Origin of the sequence: Vibrio sp. Y42_MX_L11, from assembly GCF_024181785.1 — a bacterium.
Classification (GTDB): Bacteria; Pseudomonadota; Gammaproteobacteria; order Enterobacterales; family Vibrionaceae; genus Vibrio; species Vibrio diabolicus.
On record NZ_JAMZAP010000016.1, the window covers coordinates 17,429 to 43,314 of the forward strand.

At 45.9% G+C, this 25,886-nt stretch carries 20 protein-coding genes and 1 pseudogene; 8 read left to right on the plus strand and 13 right to left on the minus strand.

Annotation, left to right across the window (positions count from 1 at the left end; genetic code table 11):
- Positions 1-54 precede the first annotated feature (54 nt).
- Complete coding sequence (locus NL643_RS15980) at positions 55-1,926, minus strand: fructose-specific PTS transporter subunit EIIC (protein WP_253644793.1); 1,872 nt, start codon at positions 1,924-1,926, stop codon at positions 55-57.
- Between the two features lie 268 nt (positions 1,927-2,194).
- On the opposite strand from NL643_RS15980, the gene NL643_RS15985 reads away from it, so the two are divergent.
- Both NL643_RS15985 and NL643_RS15990 read left to right on the plus strand, forming a co-directional pair.
- The gene (locus tag NL643_RS15985) at positions 2,195-2,497 is read left to right on the plus strand and encodes a PTS fructose transporter subunit IIB (protein WP_005463048.1); all 303 of its coding nucleotides are present in this window, start codon (positions 2,195-2,197) and stop codon (positions 2,495-2,497) included.
- 8 nt (positions 2,498-2,505) lie between these two features.
- A complete protein-coding gene (locus NL643_RS15990) occupies positions 2,506-3,282 on the plus strand; it encodes a PTS sugar transporter subunit IIA (RefSeq protein ID WP_021484097.1) in 777 nt (258 codons plus the stop codon).
- 34 nt (positions 3,283-3,316) lie between these two features.
- Here the strand turns inward: NL643_RS15990 and NL643_RS15995 are convergent, their stop codons facing one another.
- A complete protein-coding gene (locus NL643_RS15995; RefSeq protein WP_253644794.1) occupies positions 3,317-4,159 on the minus strand; it encodes a helix-turn-helix transcriptional regulator in 843 nt (280 codons plus the stop codon).
- A 385-nt stretch (positions 4,160-4,544) separates the two neighbouring features.
- On the opposite strand from NL643_RS15995, the gene NL643_RS16000 reads away from it, so the two are divergent.
- Both NL643_RS16000 and manA read left to right on the plus strand, forming a co-directional pair.
- On the plus strand, positions 4,545-6,452 hold the full coding sequence (locus NL643_RS16000; protein WP_253644795.1) for a fructose-specific PTS transporter subunit EIIC: 1,908 nt from the start codon (positions 4,545-4,547) through the stop codon (positions 6,450-6,452).
- A gap of 76 nt (positions 6,453-6,528) precedes the next feature.
- Positions 6,529-7,761, plus strand: coding sequence for a mannose-6-phosphate isomerase, class I (manA, locus tag NL643_RS16005; protein WP_253644796.1), 1,233 nt, complete (start codon positions 6,529-6,531; stop codon positions 7,759-7,761).
- 129 nt (positions 7,762-7,890) lie between these two features.
- Here manA and NL643_RS16010 read toward each other — a convergent pair whose 3' ends face one another.
- Genes NL643_RS16010 through norV form a run of 3 tightly spaced genes read right to left on the minus strand, consistent with a single transcriptional unit; the run spans position 7,891 to position 10,934 of the window.
- Positions 7,891-8,229, minus strand: a complete 339-nt coding sequence (locus tag NL643_RS16010) for a DUF1971 domain-containing protein (protein ID WP_114322822.1) — start codon at positions 8,227-8,229, stop codon at positions 7,891-7,893.
- Between the two features lie 44 nt (positions 8,230-8,273).
- A complete protein-coding gene (gene norW, locus NL643_RS16015) occupies positions 8,274-9,422 on the minus strand; it encodes an NADH:flavorubredoxin reductase NorW (protein ID WP_253644797.1) in 1,149 nt (382 codons plus the stop codon).
- 9 nt (positions 9,423-9,431) lie between these two features.
- Positions 9,432-10,934 carry an anaerobic nitric oxide reductase flavorubredoxin gene (gene norV, locus NL643_RS16020; protein ID WP_253644798.1) on the minus strand — a complete coding sequence of 501 codons (1,503 nt, stop codon included), beginning with the start codon at positions 10,932-10,934 and terminating at the stop codon, positions 9,432-9,434.
- Positions 10,935-11,124: 190 nt separating this feature from the next.
- Between norV and norR the strand changes: the two genes are divergently transcribed.
- From norR to azu, 3 genes are all read left to right on the plus strand, one after another.
- Positions 11,125-12,657, plus strand: a complete 1,533-nt coding sequence (norR, locus tag NL643_RS16025) for a nitric oxide reductase transcriptional regulator NorR (RefSeq protein ID WP_139059215.1) — start codon at positions 11,125-11,127, stop codon at positions 12,655-12,657.
- A gap of 88 nt (positions 12,658-12,745) precedes the next feature.
- Positions 12,746-13,396: an HAD family phosphatase gene (locus NL643_RS16030; RefSeq protein ID WP_054867498.1), complete on the plus strand. Its 651-nt coding sequence runs from the start codon at positions 12,746-12,748 to the stop codon at positions 13,394-13,396.
- 361 nt (positions 13,397-13,757) lie between these two features.
- Positions 13,758-14,210 carry an azurin gene (gene azu / locus NL643_RS16035; protein ID WP_005392455.1) on the plus strand — a complete coding sequence of 151 codons (453 nt, stop codon included), beginning with the start codon at positions 13,758-13,760 and terminating at the stop codon, positions 14,208-14,210.
- Between the two features lie 67 nt (positions 14,211-14,277).
- On the opposite strand, the gene NL643_RS16040 is transcribed toward azu, so the two are convergent.
- The 7 genes and pseudogenes from NL643_RS16040 to NL643_RS16070 form a co-directional block, all read right to left on the minus strand.
- Positions 14,278-16,323 carry an EAL domain-containing protein gene (locus NL643_RS16040; RefSeq protein WP_253644799.1) on the minus strand — a complete coding sequence of 682 codons (2,046 nt, stop codon included), beginning with the start codon at positions 16,321-16,323 and terminating at the stop codon, positions 14,278-14,280.
- 402 nt (positions 16,324-16,725) lie between these two features.
- Positions 16,726-17,076, minus strand: a complete 351-nt coding sequence (locus NL643_RS16045; protein WP_006742236.1) for an ethanolamine utilization protein EutQ — start codon at positions 17,074-17,076, stop codon at positions 16,726-16,728.
- On the minus strand, positions 17,073-18,389 hold the full coding sequence (locus NL643_RS16050; protein ID WP_253644800.1) for an FAD-binding oxidoreductase: 1,317 nt from the start codon (positions 18,387-18,389) through the stop codon (positions 17,073-17,075). Before NL643_RS16050 ends, NL643_RS16045 begins: the two co-directional genes overlap by 4 nt.
- Positions 18,390-18,401: 12 nt before the next feature.
- Positions 18,402-19,685 carry an NAD(P)/FAD-dependent oxidoreductase gene (locus NL643_RS16055; RefSeq protein ID WP_253644832.1) on the minus strand — a complete coding sequence of 428 codons (1,284 nt, stop codon included), beginning with the start codon at positions 19,683-19,685 and terminating at the stop codon, positions 18,402-18,404.
- Positions 19,674-19,835 (minus strand): annotated as a pseudogene (locus tag NL643_RS16060) (rubredoxin); the annotation flags it as partial. The gene NL643_RS16055 and the pseudogene NL643_RS16060, both read right to left, overlap by 12 nt.
- Positions 19,836-19,977: 142 nt before the next feature.
- A complete protein-coding gene (locus NL643_RS16065) occupies positions 19,978-21,414 on the minus strand; it encodes an aldehyde dehydrogenase family protein (RefSeq protein WP_253644801.1) in 1,437 nt (478 codons plus the stop codon).
- A gap of 1 nt (position 21,415) precedes the next feature.
- The gene (locus NL643_RS16070) at positions 21,416-22,603 is read right to left on the minus strand and encodes an aromatic ring-hydroxylating dioxygenase subunit alpha (protein WP_053307899.1); all 1,188 of its coding nucleotides are present in this window, start codon (positions 22,601-22,603) and stop codon (positions 21,416-21,418) included.
- Between the two features lie 319 nt (positions 22,604-22,922).
- On the opposite strand from NL643_RS16070, the gene NL643_RS16075 reads away from it, so the two are divergent.
- Positions 22,923-24,659: a BCCT family transporter gene (locus tag NL643_RS16075; RefSeq protein WP_253644802.1), complete on the plus strand. Its 1,737-nt coding sequence runs from the start codon at positions 22,923-22,925 to the stop codon at positions 24,657-24,659.
- A 92-nt stretch (positions 24,660-24,751) separates the two neighbouring features.
- Here the strand turns inward: NL643_RS16075 and NL643_RS16080 are convergent, their stop codons facing one another.
- Positions 24,752-25,678, minus strand: a complete 927-nt coding sequence (locus NL643_RS16080; RefSeq protein ID WP_005392445.1) for a LysR substrate-binding domain-containing protein — start codon at positions 25,676-25,678, stop codon at positions 24,752-24,754.
- Between the last annotated feature and the right edge of the window lie 208 nt (positions 25,679-25,886).

Here is a 25,886-nt window from a genome sequence, read left to right on the forward strand (position 1 = left end):
ATACCAAAAGCATTCATCAGGGTCATCGAGGAGACATTTCTCAGAAGTTAAATGTTAAGACACTCTACGAGCTTGCAACAAAGCCGTGGCGTTCAACATGGCATCCTTGGTACTGACATCCAAGACTTGGATTTTTCGAAAGCGTTCCGGTTCTTTAATCGCCACATCGTGAGCAAAAATCACAAACTTGGCTTTCTCGATGTCTTTCTCGGTAATTCGGTTGATGACGCCATTCGCGCCTTGGGTTTCGACTTTAATCTTAATGCCGAGTGCACACGCTGCTTTTTCCAATGACTTCGCCGCTAAGAACGTATGTGCCACACCTGATGGACAAGATGTGACCGCCAAAACATCCGCCTCACCTTCGCCTTGAACGGAGCCATATACTTGAGAATGACCAGTGTAACTCTCATCTTCGGTGATGGTTTTCTTTAGTGCAATCACGATCAACGCGGTGGTAACAGAACCAGCAATCGTGCCGATGATGTAACCAATTTTTCCATCCACAACAGGGAGAACAATCCAACCGCCCCACGGTGCATGGTTCATTACGTGGAACATAAAGCCAATCACGTTACCGACAATGCCACCCGCCACAATAGCGGGTAACACTCGTGCAGGGTCGCCAGCGGCAAAAGGAATCGCACCTTCGCTGATGCCGATCATCCCCATAATACCTGCGGCTTTCCCCGCTTCGCGTTCATCTCGCTTGAATTTACTCGGCGCCAAAAACGTGGCTAGTGCCATACCCAATGGCGGCGTACAAATCGCAATACCGACCCCGCCCATCAACCATGGTTGCGTGTTCACTTGGGTTTGAGCAAACAACGTCGCCACTTTGTTAATTGGGCCGCCCATATCAAACGCGGTCATTGCCCCAAGCACAGTTCCGAGCATTACTTTGCCTGAGCCCGCCATGCCCGTCAGCACTTCGTTCATGGTGGTCATTGCGCTGGCAATCGGAGCACCTATCACCCACATCACCGCGCCGCAAGTAACAAACGTACCGACTAGCGGATAAATAAAGATCGAGCCAAGCGAACTCATGCTGTCTGGTAGCCGAATTTTCTTTAATAGCCAAACGACAAAGCCAGCAAAAAAGCCGACCACAATTGCACCTAAAAAACCCGTATTGTAATGACTGACCGCAATCCAAGATCCAATCATACCCGGCGCAAGGCCCGGCTTGTCGGCAATGGAATAAGCAATGTAACCGCCAAGCACGGCAGTAAACAATGTCAGGCCAGCAATCCCCATTTGGGCAATATCGGCCAGAATGCCCTCTTGTGGTACACCACCGTGACCAGAGATCATCACCGACAATGACAACAACACACCGCCCGCAACGATAAACGGGATCATGTGGGATGTGCCAAACAGAAGGTGCTCTTTAATGCGACCAAGTTTTTGCGCCCAAGGGCTCAGGGGTTCTGATGCAAATTCTAAAGAAGTTGGGAGAAATTCATTGGATTGGGTTTGAATATCAGTCAACATCTCAAGCGCTTCTTCTCGCGATTGAGCCTGTTTGAGCTTTTCAACAAAGCCGTCTTCGATAATTTTGGTGGAAATTTGTGCCAATACTTCAATGTGATGATGATCATCACCATCTGGGGACGCCAGCATGAACAACACATCGGACAGCTCGCCATCTTCGGCGCCATAATCAATCCCATTACGGCTGATCCCGACCGCGACAGCCGGTTTCGCTACAGCATCACTTTTGGCATGAGGGATCGCAATACCATCATCAAATCCTGTGTTACCGATCTCTTCTCGTTTCCAGATATCTGCCAAGAACTGGCTTTGACTATTGAGCTTGCCGGCGGCCTCTAGCATCTCGACCAGCTCTTTGAGCGCTTCATCTTTGGTTTGAGCTTTTAGATCTAAACATATCGTTTCCAGCTCAATTAGGTTTGTGATGTCCATTGTTTTACCTTCCAATATTCACGCTCGAATATATACCCAAGTGAGTTTGAGATACAGGATCCCCCTGGCTCGTATGCGTTCCTACTCATTTTATTTGGGCATAGATTAACCAGTGCCTCCCCTTTGATATATAGGACTAAAAGTGCATTAACTGGATTAATGTAACATGAGATTCAAACTGTGATAGAGCTCTTGCGTTAATCCAGCTCAAATCAATTCAATCTGCGGTGGCTGTGCTAATATCCACAAAAAATAAAATGGATAGAACATGAAAATCGTAGCGGTGACAGCATGCCCTACAGGCATCGCTCATACTTATATGGCAGCAGATGCACTAATGAAAGCTGCGCCAAAACATAACGTGCAAATTAAAGTAGAAACGCAAGGTGCGATGGGGATAGAAAATCAGCTCACTCCTCACGATATCGCTCAAGCGGATCGGGTTTTGATCGTGTCGGATATTGAGATAGAACAACCAGGCCGATTCGAAGGGACGCGCAAAATTCAAATCCCCATTGAAGAGGTTTTGCTGAACGTCGACAAAGTATTCCTCGTCCACTGCCGCGACTAAATTTGCAGATGAACGAATACCAAATCACCTTTTTCGTCGATAATGCAAATGCCAGTGCGCACCTTGCTCAGCCACTCAATCGAGTGGCAAAGAAGTTCAAAAGTACCTTACATATCATTAATGTAACGCAAAATCGTGTTGCGGAACTCACCAAGTCCGTGGCGATTTTGCAAGCAGGTCTACAACAAGGTGATTTGTGTCAAATCACAGCGATTGGCATTGACGCAGAGCTGGCCTGCTTCGTCATCAAAGACATGATTGCTGAGCACTTTACTGTGGTGGGATCTCATATCAACTATGAGTTTTCTAGCCAACTGGCCGAGCGTTTACCACAAATTTGCCCACCTTGTGAAATCAAATGGCACTACGCCAAAGCGCATACCGAGCTCACCAAGTTTGAATGCCTTAAAGGATTGGCTCAGCTGATCCACCCCATTCATCCCGACGAACTGATTCTTGCTTTTATTAAACGCGAAGAACGTTCATCAACTTGCGTGACTCCGGGGATCGCTCTCCCACATGTGATGTTTTCAGGTGTTGACCACATTTCCATTGCCGTTATTGCAAATGAAAAGTCGATGGATTGGGCTTCAAAGATGGGTGATGTTCATCTGGCTATAGCACTGGTGATGCCAGAAAGGCCGACCCGAGATCAGATCATTGCGGCTACTAACCTCACACGAAATCTGCTTACCGATCAAATGGCGGAACGCCTACTACTAACAAAAAGCAGCGTCGACTTACAAGCGCTGCTGATGTACGCCATGTCGAGGCTGCTCGCCTAAACTTCTCTATGATTTACGCTCTCTGACTGAAGGCTTAAATCGAACCGCGATATTCCGTCGGCGTTCTACCTGTACGGTTCTTAAATACTCGGCAGAAATAGTTCACGTCTTTAAATCCACAGCGCACTGACACGTCATTGAGTTTGAAGTTGTATTTCTTGAGCATAAACTTCGCGCGATCCACACGTACCCAAGTAATGTAGTCTGCCAAGGTCATGTGCCCCTGCTGACGGAACAAGCGCGACAAATGGTTCGAGGAAATACTGAATCTCGACGCAATGCTGTCACGCGTGATTGGGCGATGGAAGTTCTCTTGAATGTAGATGCAGATCCCTTGATAGAGATCTTGCACACGGCTATGTGACTGCTGCTCGACTGGCGCATCCAACATCGTCTTCGCGTATTGCAGCAATGCTTGCAGTAAAAGCTCATCCATTGGTTTTTTAGTATTCTCACGAGCCAGTGAGCTCAACGCTTCTAAGATGTTATCTATCGCAAATCCTGAGCGCGTTTGGATGCTATGCTTTTGAATATCGTAAAAGTTTGCCTCACCTTTGCGTTTGCTCACCAAACTCAACCCAAGTTGTCGACGCCCAAACAAAATACTTAACACTGAGCAATCGGTATCCCAGTCTGGTTTATTCCAACAGTTAGGTGGAATAAATATCGCGTCGCCTTTTTTAGCAACGATGTGCGTTACTTTTCGATCATGACTTTCCATTTCATTAATATATTCCCCATCCAGAACTAACTCTAGGCGAGGGAAATTAACTTGATAGCTAAATTCAGGCGGCGTATGAAAATCTCCTGCAAACCAAATATCATGAAATGGCTCTCTTTCATTTAATACAGCTGAAATTAAATCATGAAAAATCATTGTCTCACACTCTATATATGCATCAATGATGCTATTTACTATAGATATACACCGGACTGGACTTTTGTGCTATTGAGCAAAATCACGCTTCCATTTTAATGTTACAAAAATCCAGTTAACGCATCAAATCTCCAGTAACAAAAACTCTATCAACAACACTCAATCCCTTTTCAAGTGGGAGCGAGGCCACATTTCACTTATCGTTTAGCTTCTTATCCATCATGTCACAGATATGCAGCTAGATTTGTCCAGTGAACGATCTAAATCACACTATAGTGAGTCGGTTACAATCCTCCAGTAAATGCATTTTTTCTTCACTACAGTCTTTTTCTCACTAATTTAAAAATATCCCTGAAATAAAAATTATATTTATAGGGGTTCGACAATGATCACCAAACTAATAAATGAAGACTTAATTAATCTTGATCTTAAAGCGTCTTCAAAAGAAGACGTATTTAAAGAACTGGTTGCCGTTCTTCATGCCCAAGGTCGTATTTCTGACCAAACACAATTTCTTGCAGATATAAAAGCACGTGAAGAATTAGGAAATACTGGATTTGAAGATGGCGTGGCAATTCCACACGCGAAAAGCACAGCTGTGATTGAACCAGCGGTTGTGATCGGCGTAAGCAAATCAGGTATCGAATACGGCGCGGAAGACGGCTTGCCTTCAAAACTGTTCTTCATGATAGCTTCTCCAGACGGTGGCGATAACCACCATATCGAAGTACTTGCAGAACTGTCTTCAAAACTGATTGAAGATGGTTTCATCGATGCGTTCTTAGGCGCAACAAACAGCCACGACGCACTGGCACTCCTTCTTGCTAAAGAAGAACCGCAACCAGTGACAGACGCACCAGCAAACCAAGGCTTCATCATTGGTGTGACTGGTTGTCCTGCGGGCGTTGCGCACACTTACCTAGCAGCAGAAGCGTTAGAGAAAGGTGCAGCGGCGATGGGTTACGAAATCAAGGTTGAAACGAACGGTTCAATCGGTGTGAAAAACAGCCCAACCGCAGAAGAAATCGAGCGTGCAGATGCAATCATCGTGGCATGTGACAAACAAGTCGACATGAACCGCTTCGCGGGCAAACGCGTGGTTAAAACCAACGTAAAAGCCCCAATCCGCGATGCTCAAGGACTGATTAATGAAGCGTTAAACGCACCGACGTACCAAGCTGAGTCCAATGGCAATACGCAAGCATCGGTTGCCGACAAAGCTTCTCAAGCTCGTTCTGACTTATATCGCTACTTGATGAACGGCGTATCACACATGATCCCATTCGTCGTAACGGGTGGTCTGTTGATTGCCCTTGCTCTTGCCGTCGGTGGTCAGCCAAGTGAAGCGGGCATGGCGATTCCTGAAGGCAGCATGTGGAACCAAATCCTCAATGTCGGTGTGGTTGCCTTTACGCTGATGATCCCAATCCTTGCCGGTTACATTGCTTACGCGATTGCTGACCGCCCAGCTCTAGCTCCTGGCTTGATCGGTGGTTGGATTGCAAACAACGGTTCTTTCTACGGCGCAGACGCTGGTACAGGCTTTATCGGTGCCATCATCGCAGGTCTGCTTGTGGGTTACTTCGTGAAGTGGATTACGTCGATTAACTACCACAAATTCATCCAACCTTTGGTGCCAATCATGATCGCACCAATCACAGGTTCGCTATTCATCGCAGGTCTATTCATCTTCGTTATCGGCGCGCCAATCGCAAGCCTAATGGACGGTCTGACTGCGCTACTAACTAGCATGAGTACAGGTAACGTCGTTCTACTGGGTATCGTACTTGGTGGTATGGCTGGCTTCGATATGGGTGGTCCATTCAACAAGGTCGCATTCCTATTCTCTGTGGGCATGATTGCGAGCGGTCAAACTCAATTTATGGGTGCGATGGCGTGTGCAATCCCTGTTGCACCTCTAGGCATGTCACTGGCAACGGCGTTTGGTCGTAAGTTCGAACTGTTCGAAGAATCAGAAACCGAAGCAGGTAAAGCAGCAGGTGCAATGGGTCTGGTTGGTATCTCTGAGGGTGCTATTCCATTCGCGGCGCAAGATCCAATGTCAGTGATTCCTGCAAACGTACTTGGCTCAATGGTAGCAGCAGTAATGGCGTTCTCATTCGGCATTACCAACAGTGTTGCTCACGGCGGTCCAGTTGTCGCTCTACTTGGTGCGATGAACCACCCAGTACTTGCTCTGATTTGTATGGCAGCTGGCGCAGTAGTTACCGCAGTAACGTGTGTAACTCTGAAGAAAGTTCGCAAAGCAAAAATGATGCAAGCAGCCGCTTAATCACCCCTACCCCAAATGGCTCCTATGGCTTGGGCAATGTCGCCCAAGCCATGATTTTCTCTCATGGTGACACTCTATGTCTGATTTAACGATGTCCGATACACAAACGATTCAAACTCAAGCTAAGCATCCGATGTTTTTCCTGATGAACAACGTGATTCAAAACTACGCTTGGGGCAGTACTACTTCTGTTAACCAACTGTTTGGCATTGAAAACCCAACGGGCGAACCACAAGCCGAAGTATGGATGGGCGCGCATCCAAACGGTTGCTCAGTGGTGATGGTAAACGGTGAAGAGACCAAACTCTCTTCACTGATTGCTCAAGACATGAACGCCTTTCTGAGTGAAGAAGTCGCAAACCGTTTTGGTGAACTTCCATACCTGTTTAAAGTACTTGCCGCTGAGAAAGCGCTGTCGATTCAGGTTCACCCAAACAAACAACAAGCAGAGCTAGGCTTTGCACTGGAAGAAAAACAAGGCATTCCCCTAACCGCTGCAAACCGTAACTACAAAGATCCAAACCACAAACCAGAATTGGTTTACGCGCTAACCGAATACCAAGCGATGAATGGCTTCCGCCCAACAAGTGAAATCATCAGCTTCTTCTCTGAGCTGGCGATTCCTGAGCTGCAAGGCTTGGTGGGTGACCTTATCGCAAACCAAACGCCAACGGGCTTAGCGACCTTCTTCTCCGGTCTACTGTCACTAGAAGGCGAACAGAAAGAGATGGCGTTGACGGTGCTATTGGCACAAGCTCGCATCACCGACTTACCTCTGTTCAACCTGATCTTGGAGTTAGAAACGCAATACCCGGGTGACATTGGTTTGTTTGCGCCCTTGCTACTCAACGTCATCACGCTGAAACCAGGCGAAGCGATGTTCTTGAATGCAGAAACGCCACACGCGTACTTGAAAGGTACGGGGCTTGAGATCATGGCGAACTCAGACAACGTGCTACGTGCCGGTTTAACGCCGAAGTATATGGACGTAAAAGAACTCGTTGCATGCACACGCTTCGAAGAAAAGCCATTCGACACTCTACTGCTTGCGCCAATCGAAAACGACGACATGTTGGAATACCCAATTCCCGTCGACGATTTCAAATTCGCGATTGTAAAACAAGCCAACCAACGAACGCTTGATGTAAGAACCGCAGAAATCCTGTTGCCGCTAGATTCCCCGCTCGTGATTACACACGCAAATGGTGAAACGTGTGTAGTAGATAAAGGCCAATCTGTTTTCATCCCAGCTTACGCCAAACAATACAGTTTGAATTGCGAAGGTCGTGTGGCGCGGGCTTACAGTTAATATCGCTGATTAAGTTTGCATGTCGTTACTGCCAATAAGCAAAAAAGAGCAGAGAAACGTCTCTGCTCTTTTACTTAATATGCGCTTTTCCCGATAAATTCACGCAATAATCAAATTGTCTAGAAAGGTTTACTGCTTAGCGTGGAACATCGCTTGTCCACTTTTATCTTTATTCGACCAAAAGTTAATATTGAACTGTGCATCATCGCTCATTTCAATACGATGCCAATACTGTGGCGGGCTTGTCGCGAACTGACCTGCGTTGATCACGACGACCATTTCAGGCTCTGTCGTGAATTCATCAGCAAAACCATAGTAGGTGACTTGCCCCTCCATTACGCATAACTGCCCAAACACGCCTTCGGCTGTGTTGTGATGAGTTAGAAGAGCAGGAGGCACACTGCCTTTGGTGAAAAATGGCGTCGAACGTTGAACCGTCCAGTCTTTCGGAATACGAAGATGTGATATGGTTATCCCCTCTTTGAATATAAAATTGTGCCTCTTGAAGCGAGTTACGATTGCGCGACTTGAGACAGTTCACGCAGTAACGGAAAAGCCTGAGCCACTTGCTCGCCCGTCACAACAAACCCAGTCAATATGCTTTGTTCATTTTCAGCTTTTGCCACGATGCCAGATTGAGAAATCTGCACATTCCAATTCGCGACAGCACTGAAGTCCCCGGCAAGCTGAATTGGGTAACTCGGCGTTTTGACTTTTACCATCATTGGCGGCAACTTCAATTGCGCTTCCTGCCCAAGCAACTGCTTACCTAAAACATTAGCGCTCAACACGATTGGCTGAAGGTATGGAAGCATGCGCCCTTGTATCTCGGCGCAATCGCCCAGAGCGAATACATTGTTCGCAGAAGTCTGCAGCTTAGCGTCGACAGCAATGCCTTTCCCAACCTCTAGTCCACAAGCATTCGCTAATTGAGTGTTTGAACGCAAGCCAGCGGCAGAAATCACTACATCAATCTCGCTCACTTCACCGCTGTTCAAAGTAGCTACCAACGAATCGGCGGTACGATTCACCTCAACAACCCCATTTCCCAACGCCAATTGAATGCCTTGCTGCTTAAGTTGGCTTTCCAGAGGCAACGCCACAAACTCAGGAATAAGATTGGCAAGCAAGCGTTGGTTTGATTCAACCACCGTAACGGCTTTACCGCTGCTCGCAATATCCATTGCAATCTCAACGCCAATCAAACCACCACCGATAACCATTACGCGCTTTGCTTGACTGACTCTCTCTTCTGCGAGCTGATACTCTTGTAACGAATTGAGCGTTAGGACATCGCCAGAAGCATCACCTCGCATTGGAGGAACAAAAGCTTTCGCGCCCGTTGCAAAAACCAGTTTAGAGTACGCATAAACTTGTCCATCGGCTACCACTTGTTGGGCTTGCGTATCCACACTCTCAATTTTAGTGTGGGTTAATAACTCGATATGGTGCTCTTGGGCAAACGCTTCTCCCGTTGTTACTACCAGATCCCTCGCGGTCTGTTTTCTACTGAACACATGGCTCAAATCGGGCTTGTTATACTCCGCACCGTCATCAGCGGTGAATACTTGAATTGACACCTGTGCATCCATTCGACGCACAGTTTTAACCAGTTGATAGGCAGCAAAGCCACTGCCTATGATTACAATTGGTGCTTGCATCACAGCTCCTTACCCCTTGAACTCAACAAATACATCTTTACCCAAGTGACACTCCGGGCAAAGGAAGTAATCCGGAACGTCTGACCACGTGGTACCCGGTTCAATTCCTTGGTTAGGCTCACCCTGAGCAGGGTCATACACCCAGTTACAAACGGTGCAAATCATGCACTGGCAATCTGATGGATGTGCTTCTGAGCTTGGATTAATAAGCTCCCTTTCGACCACTGCTGGCGTTTCTACTTGTACAACGGGCTGTGATCGAACTTGCGGTGCAGACGCAGCCATCATCGGAGCCGTAACAGGACTTGTTAGTGGATGTTTCGCCCACAGTTTCGCGATGCTCTTGCCATGTTCACGACACTCACGCATCGCTTTACCATCTGGTCGCCATTTGGTTTTCAGGCTGACTGCCGTTTCAAAACCCGCATCGGTCAACCGTGCGTGGATACGGTCTACCGCACCACCATTCCAACCGTAGCTACCAAAGGCAGCGGCTTTCTTGGCTTTAAAGCGCAGACCGGTAATTTCTTCTAGCATGCCTGCGATCTTCGGCATCATGACGTTATTCATGGTAGATGAACCAACCAATATGCCTTTTGAGCGGAACACATTGGCGAGAATTTCATTCTTATCGTGCTTAGACACATTGAAGACTTTAACTGCGACACCCGGGTCAACATCGTGGATGCCCTGTGCAATCGCGTCCGCCATCATTCGGGTATTGTTCGACATAGAATCGTAGAAGATGGTAATACGATCTTCTTGGTAGTTATCCGCCCACTCTAGATACTGTTCGATGATTTGGACTGGGTTATCGCGCCACACAATACCGTGTGAAGTTGCAATCATGTCGACAGGTAAGTTGAAGCTCAACACTTCTTTGATTTTAGCGGTTACCAAGCTGCTGAATGGCGTTAAGATGTTGGAGTAGTAACGCAGACATTGTTCCATCAACTCATTTTGATCCACTTCATCATTAAACAAACGCTCATCACAATAATGCTGTCCAAAGGCGTCATTACTAAACAGCACCGCATCGCCGGTTAAGTAAGTCATCATACTGTCAGGCCAGTGCAACATCGGCGCTTCCACAAATACCAATTGTTTACCGTTGCCAATATCAATGCTGTCGCCCGTTTTTACCGTTTTAAAGTTCCATTCGGGATGGTGGTGATGACCCACAATCGAATCAATCGCCGCTTCTGTACAGTAAATTGGCGTGTTCGGAATCTTCTCCATCAATGCAGACAATGCGCCTGAGTGATCTTCTTCAGCATGATTTACTACGATAAAGTCGATAGACTTAAGGTCGATTTCCATTTCTAAATTTTGGATGAATTGTTGACTGAATCGATGATCGACCGTATCAATCAATACGGTTTTCTCTTCACGAATTAGATAACTGTTGTAGCTGGTACCTTTTGTCATTTTGTATTCTGTACCGTGGAAGTCTTGAACTTCCCAATCGCGTTGACCTACCCAGTGGATATTGTTTTTTACGTGAATTGTCATAATTACTACCTTGAATGACGGGATAAACAAAAATAATTTCTTCTTGTGTTGCACTGGGCATGCCAACTTTTAATTGCTATATATTTCAATAATTTAATTAAAACACAACCTTAACAACTGTCATTAAGACACAGTTGAAAATTGTCATTAAGACACTACAATAGTCATATTGACACAATTGGTATTGGCTATGACTTCTTTAATCGCGCAATGGCTACACATCACGCAAGACCTAAATTCAGCGCTCACTCGGCAAGCTCGATTTGATACCTTATTAACAACGATTCGCGAGATATTAAAATGTGATGCTTCTGCTCTTCTTTTGTATGAAGATCAGCACTTTAAGCCGCTGGCTATCAATGGCTTAGCAAAGGAAGTATTGGGACGCCGTTTTTCTATAAACCAACACCCGAGATTGGAAGCCATTGCACGCGCTGGCGATATCGTACGGTTTCCATCGAATAGCGACTTACCCGATCCCTATGACGGGTTAATTCCGAACCACGACGACAATCTGCACGTTCATTCATGTATTGGTCTCCCTTTGTTGATCGACGATCAATTGATTGGCGCGATCACTATTGATGCCTTCGACCCGAATCAGTTCGATGGTTTACTCAATCAAGAACTACGCTTTGTAAGTGCGTTAGCCGCGGGGGGCTTGCACACTGCTCTACTACTGGAGCAGTTAGAAACACAAGCAAGCTTGCCACGTGAGTCTTACACTGAGAAACGCACCTTGAGCAACGAAATCATTGGCAAATCGGCTGGGATGAAAGCACTTCAAGAGCAAATCGATGCGGTGGCAGATACCGAGCTATCAGTGTTGATAATGGGTGAAACAGGGGTTGGTAAAGAGCTCGTCGCAAACGCAATTCATCATCGCTCTCACCGAGCCAATAATACCTTGGTGTATTTAAACTGTGCCGCGTTACCTGAGTCTGTCGCAGAGAGTGAGCTTTTTGGTCATATCAAAGGTGCTTTTACTGGTGCTATCAGTAATCGCAAGGGTAAGTTCGAACAAGCAGATGGTGGCACACTGTTTTTGGATGAAGTTGGCGAACTGTCGTTAGAACTGCAAGCTAAGTTACTTCGAGCTCTCCAATACGGCGACATCCAACGTGTGGGTGATGACCGCCATATTCGAGTCAATACGCGCATTGTGGCGGCAACGAACCGTGTTCTGCATGAAGAAGTAAAAGCTGGCCGTTTCAGAGCAGATTTGTACCACCGTTTGAGTGTATTCCCTCTTCATGTTCCCCCACTTCGTGAACGTGAAGACGATGTCGTGCTACTGGCTGGTTTCTTTGCAGAGCAACTACGCAGCAAGTTGGGGCTGAACAGTGTTCGACTCTCTCCCACTCTAGTTCAAGCACTTAAAGATTACTCTTGGCCGGGCAACGTGCGTGAACTGGAACACGTCATCAAACGAGCGGGCGTGCTTGCCAAAGCTAGAACTCAATCGCTGGATATCGAATTGGTGGAACAAGATTTCGATATCAAAGCGTCGAACAATCAGCCCATCACTGAAGAGCCAGGTATACCTAGCTCTTCATTTGAACTGTCAGACGCTGGTTTAAAGCAAGCCACTGACACCTTCCAAAAAGCCATGATTCTAAAAGCACTAGAGCAGAATCAAGGAAACTGGGCTGCAACAGCACGTCAGTTAGAACTCGATAATGGTAATTTACACCGCTTAGCCAAACGGCTAGGTATAAAGTAAAAAAGGATACGGACGGTTTGAATTCCACAAGAAAATCTATCTCGCTTATGTCAAAATGCCCCATCACAATCGAAAAGTCTGTAATGTAATGAACTACCAAGCTGCTATTTTTGATATGGATGGTTTGCTCCTTGATACTGAGCGCGTCTGTATGCGTATTTTCCAAGAAGCATGTGAAGTCCAAAAACTTCCGTTTTATGAAGATGTTTACCTGTCGATCATTGGTCGCAATGCGGCAGGTATTGAAGCAATTTTCCGCAAAGCCTACGGTGAGAACCTAGACCGCCTGCATCATGAATGGCGTACTCGTTACAATGCTGTCGTCAAACACCAAGCCATCCCAGTGAAAAATGGTGTTGTTGAGCTGCTAGAATGGCTGAAAGCACAAGGCTTACCAATCGCAGTAGCGACTTCTACGGCAAAAGAGGTGGCGAAAATCAAACTGGAATTAGCGGGTTTGAGTAAGTACTTCGACAACCTCACCACAGGCTGCGAGGTAAACCACGGCAAACCCGATCCAGAAATCTATTTGCTGGCAGCGAATCGTCTGGATGTAGAACCAAGCCAATGTTTGGCCTTTGAAGATTCCAATAACGGTGTTCGCGCAGCCGTGGCAGCGAATATGGTTACTTATCAGATTCCGGATTTAGTTGAACCTTGCGAAGAGGTAAAACAATTTGGTCATTCCATCGTGCCGTCATTACATGAAGCGTTAGATGCGTTGAAGCAAAATCGCTAAACGTAAACTGCCGCTCTAACTGTTAAAGCTCAGCAATTTGGCTGAGCTTTTTTATGCTTGAGCCTCTCCTCTCACCTTCTCTAATCTACTTCTAATAAATGCCAAGATACTGCTCCAAAGCTTAATAAGATAGACCTTATCTCTGTACGGGGCGTGTTCCTTTCTTTTTTGATTTACCTCACGCCATCGCATGAAATAGGGCCTATGAGTGATCAAATAGTGGAACTAACCAGTACAACTTTGCAACAAAACGTCAATATACCGCTTGAAGCACGTTTTTCGAGTGAAAATTGGCTGATAATGAGAACTATTGGATGAGATTAATCCAAGTCAGCCCAAAATATAAAATGGAGAGTGTTATATGTCTTTACGTTTATTAGCAGCAACCTTCGCATTAGTAGGAATGAGCTTTGGTGCCCAAGCCAGTGCCGAGTGTGAAGTGTCCCTAGATGCTAACGATATGATGCAGTTTTCTACTAAAACACTGAGCGTTCCAGCCACTTGTAAAGAAGTAAAACTGACGCTAAACCACACAGGTAAAATGCCTGCACAATCAATGGGTCACAACGTCGTTATCGCAGATACCGCTAATCTACAAGCAGTAGGTACGGACGGCATGGCAGCAGGTGCAGAAAACAATTACGTGAAGCCAAATGACGACCGTGTATACGCTCACACAAAAGTGATTGGCGGCGGTGAAAGCACCAGCATTACTTTCAGCACTGAAAAAATGAAAGCTGGTGGCGACTACTCATTCTTCTGCTCGTTCCCTGGTCACTGGGCGATCATGCAGGGTAAATTTGAGTTCAAATAAGAGCTAACAAAGTCAAAACAAGACTCACTATAGGGAAGCCATCGCTTCCCTTTTTATTGCACCTTAGTTAAGCACGTCGATGGATAATCTCATCCAAAGGTACAGGCCTTGCTAAGTAAAACCCTTGAACTTTATCAACCCCACTTGACCGCACAAAGTCATAGTCAGACTGCGTTTCCACCCCTTCCGCTACGACCTCGCAATTTGCAATATGTCCTAACTTAGCAACCAATCGATACAGTTGCCGTCCACGATGATCGTTAGCGTCCAATAGCAGCGATCTGTCTAGCTTAATCTTGTTAAATGGATACTTGAACAAATGAGGAAACGATGCGTAGCCCGTACCAAAATCATCCATTGTGATACGAACTCCCATACTCTGTAGAGCTTTCATGGTGTTAGTTAAAGAAACTTCATTGTCTAATACGGCTTCTTCAGTAATTTCAATTTCAAGCCATTCAGCCGGGATTCCAAAATAGACCAACCTGCCTTGTAAATGCTGAACAAAATCCACTTGTTGAATGGTAGCAACAGAAACATTAATGGCCACTCTTCGCTGCTCAGATAATCCCATTTCCTTCATATCCGACAACACCTTTTCGAGTACTAATTTATCGAGCAGTGGCATGGCATCTAACCGGTGAAAATCTTCAATAAACGTTGGTGAAAGTAAGTTTCCATCTTCATCTTTATATCGAATAAGCGCTTCGTAAGAATACTGTTCCGCATCCTTTGTTGAATGCTGCTTTTGATAAAACATCACCAACTCGCCTTCACGAAGAATGGAAGTTAAACGCTTCTGCGCGGATGACTTGCTGATACTCGATGTGTTCGCATCTTTCACACTACTGAGTAGTGATTTAAATAGGGATTGTTCTAAACCATTGTAAGTATTACTTACACCAAGCTGCCCCACATATTTGCCTGCATAGGCTAGATAAAAAGGTCGATAAATTAGTACACCAATCGCAATCACCACCAGTTGAAGTATCGCCCCCTGGACCTGATGCCCCATTGCAACATAACCACTCAACAGAGGCGGTGTCATCCAGTTCACAATATTTTCAACAGGCGCAATTAAGCCGGAAGCAATTGCGCAGTAGGTGATGATAAAACTTACCAGCGGCACTAATACAAATGGGACGACCAGAATAGGATTAAAGATGATAGGCAACCCAAATAGCAGCACTTCATTGATGTTGAACATCACCAATGGTGCTGCCGCTAACGCCAGTAAAATATGATTGCGCTCTTTAGCGAACAATAACAGACACAGGAGTAAACTAATGCTATTCCCTGACCCGCCCATGGATAAAAATGCGTCGTAAAAACCTTGGCTAATGACGTTAAGCGACGCTTCGCCTGTTTGCCAAGCAGCCATGTTGGCTTCGGTCGCAGCGTATATTTGCTGCTTGATAGCAAACAACATGTTGTGACCATTAATGCCCGCCGCTCCTAATAAGCTCAAGATGGATTGATAAAATAATCCTCCTGTGAACGTCAGCGGATCAAAGTTAAGTCCAGCCACTGTTGTAGTAAAAGCATCCATCACCGCTGCGGTGACATGAGATAAGCTAACCGCAAATAAAACGAATACGAAAAAATGTAAGACATCTTTAAAAAGACGAGAAGAGAAGTCCATTGCTTGAGGATCAAGCAGCTCAATTCGGAAACTTTTACAATAAACGTATGACACCGTTGCACTAAAGAGTGCTAATAACGGGTTATTCGGCAACATGTAATTACTAGAAAGGCTGTCATTCTCTATTGAAATTAAATAGAACATGACCAACGAATAAATGATGATAATCGCGCTCGACACGTTCACTTTATGCGATAAATAGTAACCAGCCACAATGCAAAACGCTGTGGGATATAAGTTGATTAAAATATCAGAAAGATGGAACAATAACTGAGAAGCCTCTGACACCCCTAGGATTCTAGAAGCGTGACCAAGAAAGATGGCAAGTGCGTTAGATAGCGTCAGCGGTAACAGCAATAAGGCAATAGATGCGAGATCAGTAAGATAAGATTTAGATCCAAGTCGCCATTTATCTGTAAATACCGTTAGACGATGAAAGGGATCAAATACGCGTTCACGACGAGTGTGCATGGTGAGTTCTTATATTAAGTAATAATCATCGGCTGCGAAATAGGCAGCCGTAAATGCAACGGCCAGACTCAGTAACGTATTATTTGGTGGATAATTTTTAGTGTTTCTATTGGCTAAAACAATAGTTTGAATTGCCAGTCATAGCGCAAAGATGTCGCAAGTGCAATTTAACGATTATATACCCCTTGATCCAATGAGATTATTATCCTTAACGATAAAAGCCATACCAAGCATCTCGATATGGCTATCGTTAAAACTGATGTATATACCCAAATGACTTCAAGAAGGAGGCTTCGGTGACACGCCCTTAACGAGCGAGTTGATTTGGCTCACATACACTGTGAACGATTTTTGATTTAGCACGAGTAGAACTTCAAGTCGTTGTCTCGTCTGTAAAACAAATCATTTAATCCCGTGTAGCTCTTTCCAGTTTCCTGGATGAACCACATAGCCGAACAGGGCATGCCCACCATAAACCAGCTCGGTTCCTTCCGGGATCCACAGCATTTGACCTGGGTGAACAAGATGTGTTTCACCGTTTGCGGTCAACTCGAAACAGCCTTCAATCACAAAAATAACCTCATCATAAAGCACCGTCCAAGCCACTTGAGCGCCTTCCCATTTAGCAAAACCTACGCCAATGTTTGGTGAAATTTCCGGGCTTAACGCTCGGGCTACGTACGCCATTCCCGGCGTATCACCACGAACATTAAAATCTAGGTTTTTACTGTCAACGAGTTTGACTTGCTTCATAACTCACTCCTGCTTTGCCATTTTGCTAATTGGATACGCGTTTTTACTCCCATGCCTAAAAAAGGCTCTGGCGGATTCAAACAAGGCATCCCTGTCACTTGCTGTATGTCATCCAATGATTTAGATGTCGCACCTACGACATAGTCAGCTAACAGCGTTCCAGAAATAGTTCCCCACGCAGCACCAACACCATTGTCACAAGCGCTGGCATAAACACCTTCATCTAATTGACCAAAAAAGTTAGTAAAGTTACGAGAGATGGCATATACCCCACCCCATGTGTGAGTAAATGGTATGTCGGCCAGCTCGGGGTAACGCGCCAAAAAGACTTGACGATGATCGTCTCGGATTTGCTCTCTGACTTTATCGTTCATGCTTGAGCCATATTTCGGCACGTGTTTGTAAGTATTTCGGATCAAAATACGTCGATCGGCGGTCATACGTAACGTCGTTCCCGCATGATCTGCTGGAGTTAAACCCCAATTCAGCTCACCTCCGTATCGTTGCATTTCTGCGTCGGTCAATGGACGCGTCCAGCTTGCAAACGTCATCACTGGCAGTAATCTGTTTTTAAGGTAACCAAACTCACGAGTAAAAATGCTGGTGCCAAGTAACAGTTCAGTGGTTTCAACAGAACCACTATCTCCATGTAATACCCAGTAACCGTTTTCTTTACTGAGTTTGCGGATTGGCGAGTTTTCTAACACCTCGACGTTCTCTGGAAGGCTTTCCCCTAGCCCACGCACCAGAGCAGCAGGTTGCATTAAATAACCACCTGGCGTGTAAATTGCGCGGCTGTAGTAATTTGTCCCTAAGACTTTCGCCAGCTCACTACCATTAACATGGAAGTATGGTTCGCCAAGGTCTTTCATTAGGTGCTCAAAGTGATCGAGATACGCTTCACCGCGCGCCCCTACGGCTCCTTGATATTTGCCCTTTGCTGACCACTGACAAGAAATACTGTGCTTCGACACTAAAGTGTCTAGCTGAGCAATCGCAGAACGGTTGAGCGATAATAACTTTTGTTTGTGCTCAGGATCGGGATGCTCAAGTGAAAACTTATGAGGCAAATCGATCACAAAGCCCGAATTTCTCCCTGACGCCCCTTGGCCGATACGTTGCGCATCAATCAGTATAATTCGTGCGTTAGGCTGAAGCTCAGCTAAACGTCTTGCCATAGCTAGTCCAGCGAAACCGGCACCTAGCACGGCATAGTCAGCAGTTTGTTTACCTTTTAACGCTGGTTTTTCTGCAATACTTGGCAACGCATGGTACCAACCACATGTTGCATCATCATTGGGTAAATGAATCATCTTCTTTCTCCGTTACGCTGCTGACAGTTTCAATGACAATTGATCTAGCCAAGGACCACGTAATGACTGTACTTTTCTTCCTAGCAACGCAAAGCCAAGCATCGTTCCCTCAGGAGAATAAAACGCAGCGGTCAATTCATCTGCCTGACTCTCGATATACCATTGTCCCAGTTCGTTCGGGGCAACCGGGAAAATAGTGAGTGGAAGAATCGGCGTTTTCACAATCACTGGTGTTGGCGTTAAAGAGATAGGCGTAATATCACCTAGCAAGCTTTTCGCCACGGAAGGAATCATTTGATTAATCGGCGCAATATACGGCTGCCAACCTTGCTCCGTTTCAACACAATCACCTAGCGAGTAAATGTTCTCATCACTCGTCTGGCCGAATTGATTCACTTTAATGCCTCGGCCTACTTCAAGCCCCGCGCGCTCAGCTAGAGAAACATTTGGCTTGAGTCCAACCGCGCTTAGCACTAGGTCTGCTTCAATCTGCTTGCCACTGTTCAGATGTAAAACCGCACTGGATTCGGACCTTGGCTCGATTCTGGCGATACTGTCTTGTAGAGCCCATTGCACGCCTCGATCTGCAAGTGCGCTTTGTAATGATTCACCCAACTGTTGCGGGATCAAACGCTCCATTGGCCATTGACCTAACCCGATAACTGTTACTTCATAACCGCTTTCGATCAGGTCATTCGCGAACTCACAGCCAATTAAGCCATCACCTAGGATTGCGATGCGCTTTTTGTCTTGCAGCTCCGCTCTGAAACGCCGGTAATCAACTAAGTCGTTCACACTCATAACACAAGAGCGATCACCCTCAATTGGGATTTCAATCGGTGATGCACCTGTTGCCAGTACCAAGCGGCTGTAGGCGTATTTGCCGATAGAGGTGTGTAGCGTTGAATTGGCACGATCGATCTTTTCAACGCGGGTATGCGGGTAAACGCGGACATTGAGACGGCTTTCCCACTCCAACGCGCTTTCACTTTGTAGCGCGTCGCCGTCTTTATTCATGACCAGTGCATTAGACAAGGCAGGCTTGCTGTACAGTGCGCCATCATCAGCGGTAAAGACAGTGATCGGAACCGTTTCAGATTGCGCTCTAAGTGCCGCTGCCAACTGGTAACCACTGTGGCCACTACCGATGATAACGATAGGGTCAGCTGAAAATATAGGCTGAGTGACTTCAGATGGAAGTGGCTGAGCCGCATTTGGCTGAACAGACGATCCTACCGACACCGAAGACACTGCCGCGACCTCTTCTACTGGCGCATCATCGGTAATTTCGATCATTTCAAAATCGGCCTTACCCACTAAACAGTCAGGACATAACCAGTCATCCGGTACATCTTCCCATGCTGTTCCTGGTGCAATGCCATCGGATGGCCAACCTTGTGCTTCATCATAGATTAAGCCGCAAATAATACAGAGCCACTTTCTCATCACTTATACTCCAACTACCTTGTTCAGAATTTCCGTGTTTACAAACCGCTGTCAGGTTTGTTGTGATTCCATCAACCTCGCCCTAGCTTGTGGTCTGAAATCCAAGCCGGTACGAGGTGATGAAAATACAGTTACACGGTAGCTATACGTTGCTGTCTTGCTGCAAACGAATGGCAATATTGCGTGTCTGGACGTAGCTATATATCGCTTCTTGCCCTTTTTCTCGCCCAAACCCGGACAAGCCCACGCCACCGAATGGTGTTTCGATGCCACCAGCAAACCATTCATTGATGAACACTTGTCCACCACGCAGTTGCTGTGCCACACGCAATGTTTGGTTTAGGCTTTCACCAAAGACACCAGCAACCAGGCCAAAATCAGTGCCATTCGCGATATCGATCGCTTCGTGTTCAGTTTCAAACGGTGTAATTACCAGTACAGGGCCAAACACTTCTTCTTGAGCAATACGCATATCTGGTGAGGCTTCAATCACCGTTGGTGCCACAAAGTAACCCGATAAATCAGGTGCGTAGCCACCCGTTAGGATATTCGCGCCGTCGGCTTTTGCTTGTTCTATCATTTCAAGCACGCGTGCTTGTTGATCAGCCGATACCAACGGTGTGATGTCCGGCTGGCTTTCGCCTTGACCAATGGTTAGGCTTTTTGCCATTTCCACAACCGCCGCTTTTACTTCTTCATAACGCTCTTTTTGAATCAGCAAACGAGACATTGCCGAACACACTTGACCAGCGTTAAAGAAAATACCGACCTGAATGCTTTTCAAAAGTGTTTCGAGGCTCGCGTCTTTCAGCGCGATAGCAGCCGATTTACCACCCAGCTCCATCACCGATGGAGTAGCGCGTTGCGCTGAATCTTGCAGGATGCGTTGGCCAGTTGGAACGGAACCCGTAAAGACAATTTGATCGACCTCTTGGTGCTGCACCAAATGACTGCCAACGACTGAGCCTTTGCCACATAGCAAGTTAATCGTGCCTTTTGGGAAGCCCGCTTTTTCAATCGCTTTAATCAACAACGTCATGGCAAGTGGAGAAATCTCTGGCGATTTGATCACCACTGCGTTACCTGCGGCTAATGCAGGTGCCAATGAACGTGCACAAATAGAGACAGGGAAATTCCACGGCACAATCTGCACTGACACGCCAAACGGCACATATTGAGTGAAGTCGACATAGTCTTTACCCAACGGAATTGACGTGCCTTCCAGCTTGTCGGCCATGCCAGCGTAGTATTCGAAGTAACGTGCCGACTCTAAAAACTCATCTTTGGCATCTTGCAAAGATTTCCCATTTTCACGACAGGCAACTAACCCACCTTCATCAACCATTTCACGAATAGCTGCGGCGGCTTTTAACATCCACTCGGTTCTGACGGCTGGACGAACGTCCGAAAGAAGGCCTTGATTGACTACTCGACGTGCCGCTGCCATTGCGCGATCGGCATCGGTGATAGTGGCTTCTGCAACCGTCGCATACGCTTCGGCTGTGCCAGGGTTCATGACGGTCAGCGCTTGCTCTGAATCGCACCACTCACCATCAATATAATTAAGGTAATGCATCATATTACTGCTCCAGGGCCGCTTTCACTTGCTTTGCCAACCAGGTTTGGAAGAAATGCGTCGGAACATCCATTTCTGGTGAGAACACACCACCACCAAAGCCAGGTGAGTAACGACCTTCCTGCATGCCCTCGACCGCTCCAATATCTTCGCCGAATACGACTCGCCATGACTCAACGGTAGCAGTACGGCACGCAGCGAACTCATCTTTCGTTGCTTCATCACCCACATAGAAAACACGTAGGTGCTCAACACTCTTATTCGCAGTGATTGGTTCAATCATCATCGCAAAGGCATGATCGGCTTGAATACCAAGCAACACGTTTGGAAAGAGTGCAACATATTCTGCATGACGCAGTTTATCTTCTGGCCAGCTTGGAAATTTAGGTAAGTGTGTTCCTGCAGTATCAGAGAGGTTGTATGCGAGACTACCTTGGCCAGCAAAACGCTCTGCAAACATGATGTTGTAGTGATCCTCTAGGCGAGAATAACTGTTCAAACTCGGATGCACCCAAGGTAAGTGGTAAGCTTCACAGTAGTTTTCTACGGCAAGCTTCCAGTTACTTTTCACTTCTATCTCTAAGTTGCCACCCATGTTCACGCGGCGAAGAAGCCCTAATCCTTCTTCACCTAAGAATTGCTGCCAACGTTGCTCTAGCGGCGCGATATGCTCTTCAAAGCTTTCTGCATTGCCCGATAAGTTGACGAATACCATGTCCATCCAAACGGCTGAACGAAGTGGCTTAAGGCCGTGTTTTTCACACTTAAATCGGTCATCTTTGTGTTTTGCGATACCACCGATGTGTGGTGTGCCTTTTAGATTACCGTCAAGATCGTACGTCCATGAATGGTAAGGACAGCGAATCATGCCTTGAACTTCGCCTGCCTCATGCACCAGCTTCATACCACGATGACTACATACGTTGTGGAAGACTTGGACTTCACCTTGACGATTTCTCATCATGAGTAGTGGAAGATTCATGAAATCAAGTGGCATCACATAGCCATTTTTAAGCAGGTCTGATGCAAAACCAATGCATACCCAAGTGTTACCAAACACCTGATCACGCTCAAAAGTAAAATACTCTTCGCTGGTGTAGGCCTGATTCGGCATTCCTGTTGCTTCACTGATTGGGTTCAGTACATTATCAACAAGTTCAACAGGAATAATGGTTTGGTTGACATTGCTCATATTCTTATCTCCGAGAGTCGAGTTGCATCCAGTGCGTACAACATCGTGTTGTGTTAGTGGAGATGATTTTGATTAACAACCCAGCAACAAACAAACGACTTTTTCGCCGGGTTTGGATGAGTTTTTGTCATTCATGCATTGATCTCGAACAACAAAATAACCTTTTAATTAACAAGGTTCTTCTTGTCATGATTAATACTCATTAACCGATGAGTATTAATCAGTTGAAACACAAAAGCCCTCTCTCTACTCTCTTTCAAAAATTAACAATAACGCAACAAACAATAACGCTAAAACAAAAGCACTGTGAGGGATGCCTATGAGAGCAACATCTGGGATATTGAAAGGACTCAATCCGACTGTGACTATCGCATCAAAGATCGTCGTTATCGGTTTTGTACTTTTCTGCGCCATTCTCGCCAACCAAGCGGGCCAATACTTCGAAACGATTTCCGGCATTTTGCTGCAGAATATGAAGTGGTTTTACATCGGACTTGTTTCACTCGTTGTCGGTTTTCTTCTTTATCTTATGGTTAGTCGATATGGACATATTCGTTTGAGTAAAGATGACGAAAAACCAGAGTTTAGTTATTTGTCTTGGGTATCCATGCTTTTTTCCGGAGGCATGGGGATAGGCTTAATTTTCTGGTCGGTCGCCGAACCGATGTGGCATTACGCTGACAACCCATTTACTCAAGGCCTGACCAATGAAGCCGCAACAACATCAATGAAACTGACATTCTTTCACTGGGGTCTACATCCTTGGTCTGTCTTTATCATTGTTGCACTCGCATTAGCCTACTTTTCCTACCGTAAAGATCTGCCTTTTACCCTACGCTCTATCTTGTACCCTTTGATTGGCGATCGTATTTATGGGCCTATCGGGCACACGGTTGATATCCTAACAGTCGCGGTGACTGCTTTCGGTATCTCTCAAACCTTGGGGATGGGAGTTATCCAAATAAACTCTGGTTTGAATCAAGCCTTTGGTCTAGACATTAGTTTGGGGATTCAACTCTTTATTATCGTTTCCCTTTGTACTTGTGCGGTTGCGTCGGTGCTATCTGGTGTAGGGAAAGGTATTCGCCGTTTATCAGAATGGAACATGCTGCTTTCACTCGCACTCGTGCTGGTCGTACTTTATATTGGCCCAACTCGCTATATCTTAAATACGCTACTTGAAAGCACGGGGCTTTATGCACAAAACATTGTCGGTATGAGCTTATGGAGCGATGCACAGAATGACTCTGGCTGGCAAAACTGGTGGACGGCTTATTACTGGCCTTGGTGGATGACTTGGGCACCTTTCGTTGGCATGTTTGTAGCTCGTATTTCTAAAGGGCGCACAATACGTGAGCTTATCGGCGGTGCTCTCATCGTACCCACGCTGATCACGTTTTTATGGATTTCAGTATTTGGTGGCGCAGCGTTGAAGGTAGAGCAAGACGCTCGTGTTTCTCATCAAGAGCAAGTCACTGCGGCACAAGAAGCAAAACAAACACCACCTGCAGATTTTTCTGGCGGCCCGATTCTTGAAGCGACTAAAGCCGATACGACACGCGCTTTGTTTACGCTATTCGACAACCTAGATACAGGTATGTTTGGTAAACTCCTTAGCGTGCTTGCGTGTTTATTACTCGGTACTTATTTCATTACCTCCGCTGACTCAGGTACCTTAGTTCTATGTACCCTCGATGCCGCTGGACACAGTGAGCCTCCTACGTCTATACGCGTATTGTGGGGAATCATGATCGCTGCCATTGCGGGAGTGCTTCTATATGCAGGAGGGTTAAAAGCAATGCAAACGGCCTCCATTATTGCCGGTTTCCCTATCGCGATTTTTATCGCGGTGATGAGCTTAACGCTGTTCCATAGTATTCGACGCGAACCTAAGCCATGGGCAATGCTTCCTGAGCATGTTCACCCAGAGCAAGAGAAACTTGATGGTCCTGTTGAACCGCTTGTTGAAAGCAAAACTGTGGCTTCCGAGCCTATCGCTTCAACATCCTCGCTGAAAGATGATTCCACACTCAATCAAGGACCAGCACTAACTTAGTGCGTCGTTTCATCAATCAATTAAAAAAGCGGGAACTGATATTCCCGCTTTTTTAACATTACCAAACTCTGTTATTTTCTCTGCTTATTGATTTAAGCTAAGCCTCGATCACCTACTTCATCTGGCAACTGATGCAAAAGCCATTCTCTAAAACGTTTGACGCTTGCTGGGATTAAACCTCTATTTTTAGGTTCAAGCATAGAAAAATTGGAGGGAGTTGAAAGAACGTGTTCGACTGGCCTAACCAAAGCACCGCTTTGTAAATAGTCGTCCACTAATGAGCCCCAAGCTAACGCGATGCCCTGACCATTAATTGCCGCTTGTAACAGCATTGGATAGTTATTGATGTTCATGCGATTGCGAGGCGAAATATTTGGCAATCCTACACTCGCAAACCACTGCTCCCAATTCACCCAATCTCTTTGAGACTCTTCCAGATAGAGTAACGTTTTATTGAAGATTTCTTCTGGCTCACTAGGCTGGCCTATTTTCTCTAAATAAAGCGGGCTACACACAGGGAAGACTTCTTCCGAAAATAGCGTTGTCACATCCATTTCCGCAGGTGGAGTGCGACAATAAAACAAAGCGATATCGCAATCTAATCGGCGTAAGTCCAACACATTATCTGAGGCCAAAATCCTTATATCGATGTCATCATGTTCATTTTGAAATTGAGCAACCTTAGGCAACAACCACAAGGCTGCCATTGCATTTGTCGTCGCAACCGTGATCTTTTGTTCGCCCTGCCATTTCTTCACTTCACCCGTGATTTGAGCAATATCGAGCAAAGATTGGCTGACAGCTTGATAATATTGAAGACCTGTAGGCGTTAAGTTAATGCTTCGATTGGCTCGCGTGAACATAGCCTTGCCCAAGTATTCTTCTAATTGTCTAATTTGGCGACTGATAGCACCTTGGGTCACGTTTAGCTCGTCAGCGGCTAACGTAAAACTCAAGTGCCGCGCCGATGCTTCAAACGCAACGAGGCTATTTAAAGGTGGGAGGGGTTTGATTTTCATGTATCTTCCAGTAAGGCAGTATTGTAATTATTTTTATTCCCGGCAATCTTATGTTGCACGTGGATAATGCCATTCTGGACAACACCCCAAAAACGACAATTTATAAATGATAAAAAATAGAGATGAATCATAAATTGTTGTGAGAGAGACTGCCGTATACAGTTTCGTGGCTACAACGAGCACAAAAAGAGGAGCAGTTACTCCTCTT

What these genes read in the sequence shown, in the direction of transcription:
- norV (WP_253644798.1), bottom strand. Translation starts at nt 10,934, where the DNA reads ATGACAATTCACGTAAAAAACAATATCCACTGGGTAGGTCAACGCGAT.
- NL643_RS16030 (WP_054867498.1), top strand. Translation starts at nt 12,746, where the DNA reads ATGAACTACCAAGCTGCTATTTTTGATATGGATGGTTTGCTCCTTGAT.
- NL643_RS16040 (WP_253644799.1), bottom strand. Translation starts at nt 16,323, where the DNA reads ATGCACACTCGTCGTGAACGCGTATTTGATCCCTTTCATCGTCTAACG.
- NL643_RS16070 (WP_053307899.1), bottom strand. Translation starts at nt 22,603, where the DNA reads ATGAGCAATGTCAACCAAACCATTATTCCTGTTGAACTTGTTGATAAT.
- norR (WP_139059215.1), top strand. Translation starts at nt 11,125, where the DNA reads ATGACTTCTTTAATCGCGCAATGGCTACACATCACGCAAGACCTAAAT.
- NL643_RS15990 (WP_021484097.1), top strand. Translation starts at nt 2,506, where the DNA reads ATGAACGAATACCAAATCACCTTTTTCGTCGATAATGCAAATGCCAGT.
- NL643_RS16080 (WP_005392445.1), bottom strand. Translation starts at nt 25,678, where the DNA reads ATGAAAATCAAACCCCTCCCACCTTTAAATAGCCTCGTTGCGTTTGAA.
- azu (WP_005392455.1), top strand. Translation starts at nt 13,758, where the DNA reads ATGTCTTTACGTTTATTAGCAGCAACCTTCGCATTAGTAGGAATGAGC.
- NL643_RS16050 (WP_253644800.1), bottom strand. Translation starts at nt 18,389, where the DNA reads ATGATTCATTTACCCAATGATGATGCAACATGTGGTTGGTACCATGCG.
- NL643_RS15985 (WP_005463048.1), top strand. Translation starts at nt 2,195, where the DNA reads ATGAAAATCGTAGCGGTGACAGCATGCCCTACAGGCATCGCTCATACT.
- NL643_RS15995 (WP_253644794.1), bottom strand. Translation starts at nt 4,159, where the DNA reads ATGATTTTTCATGATTTAATTTCAGCTGTATTAAATGAAAGAGAGCCA.
- NL643_RS16075 (WP_253644802.1), top strand. Translation starts at nt 22,923, where the DNA reads ATGAGAGCAACATCTGGGATATTGAAAGGACTCAATCCGACTGTGACT.
- NL643_RS16065 (WP_253644801.1), bottom strand. Translation starts at nt 21,414, where the DNA reads ATGATGCATTACCTTAATTATATTGATGGTGAGTGGTGCGATTCAGAG.
- norW (WP_253644797.1), bottom strand. Translation starts at nt 9,422, where the DNA reads ATGCAAGCACCAATTGTAATCATAGGCAGTGGCTTTGCTGCCTATCAA.
- NL643_RS16045 (WP_006742236.1), bottom strand. Translation starts at nt 17,076, where the DNA reads ATGAAGCAAGTCAAACTCGTTGACAGTAAAAACCTAGATTTTAATGTT.
- NL643_RS16055 (WP_253644832.1), bottom strand. Translation starts at nt 19,685, where the DNA reads ATGATCGAAATTACCGATGATGCGCCAGTAGAAGAGGTCGCGGCAGTG.
- NL643_RS16000 (WP_253644795.1), top strand. Translation starts at nt 4,545, where the DNA reads ATGATCACCAAACTAATAAATGAAGACTTAATTAATCTTGATCTTAAA.
- NL643_RS15980 (WP_253644793.1), bottom strand. Translation starts at nt 1,926, where the DNA reads ATGGACATCACAAACCTAATTGAGCTGGAAACGATATGTTTAGATCTA.
- manA (WP_253644796.1), top strand. Translation starts at nt 6,529, where the DNA reads ATGTCTGATTTAACGATGTCCGATACACAAACGATTCAAACTCAAGCT.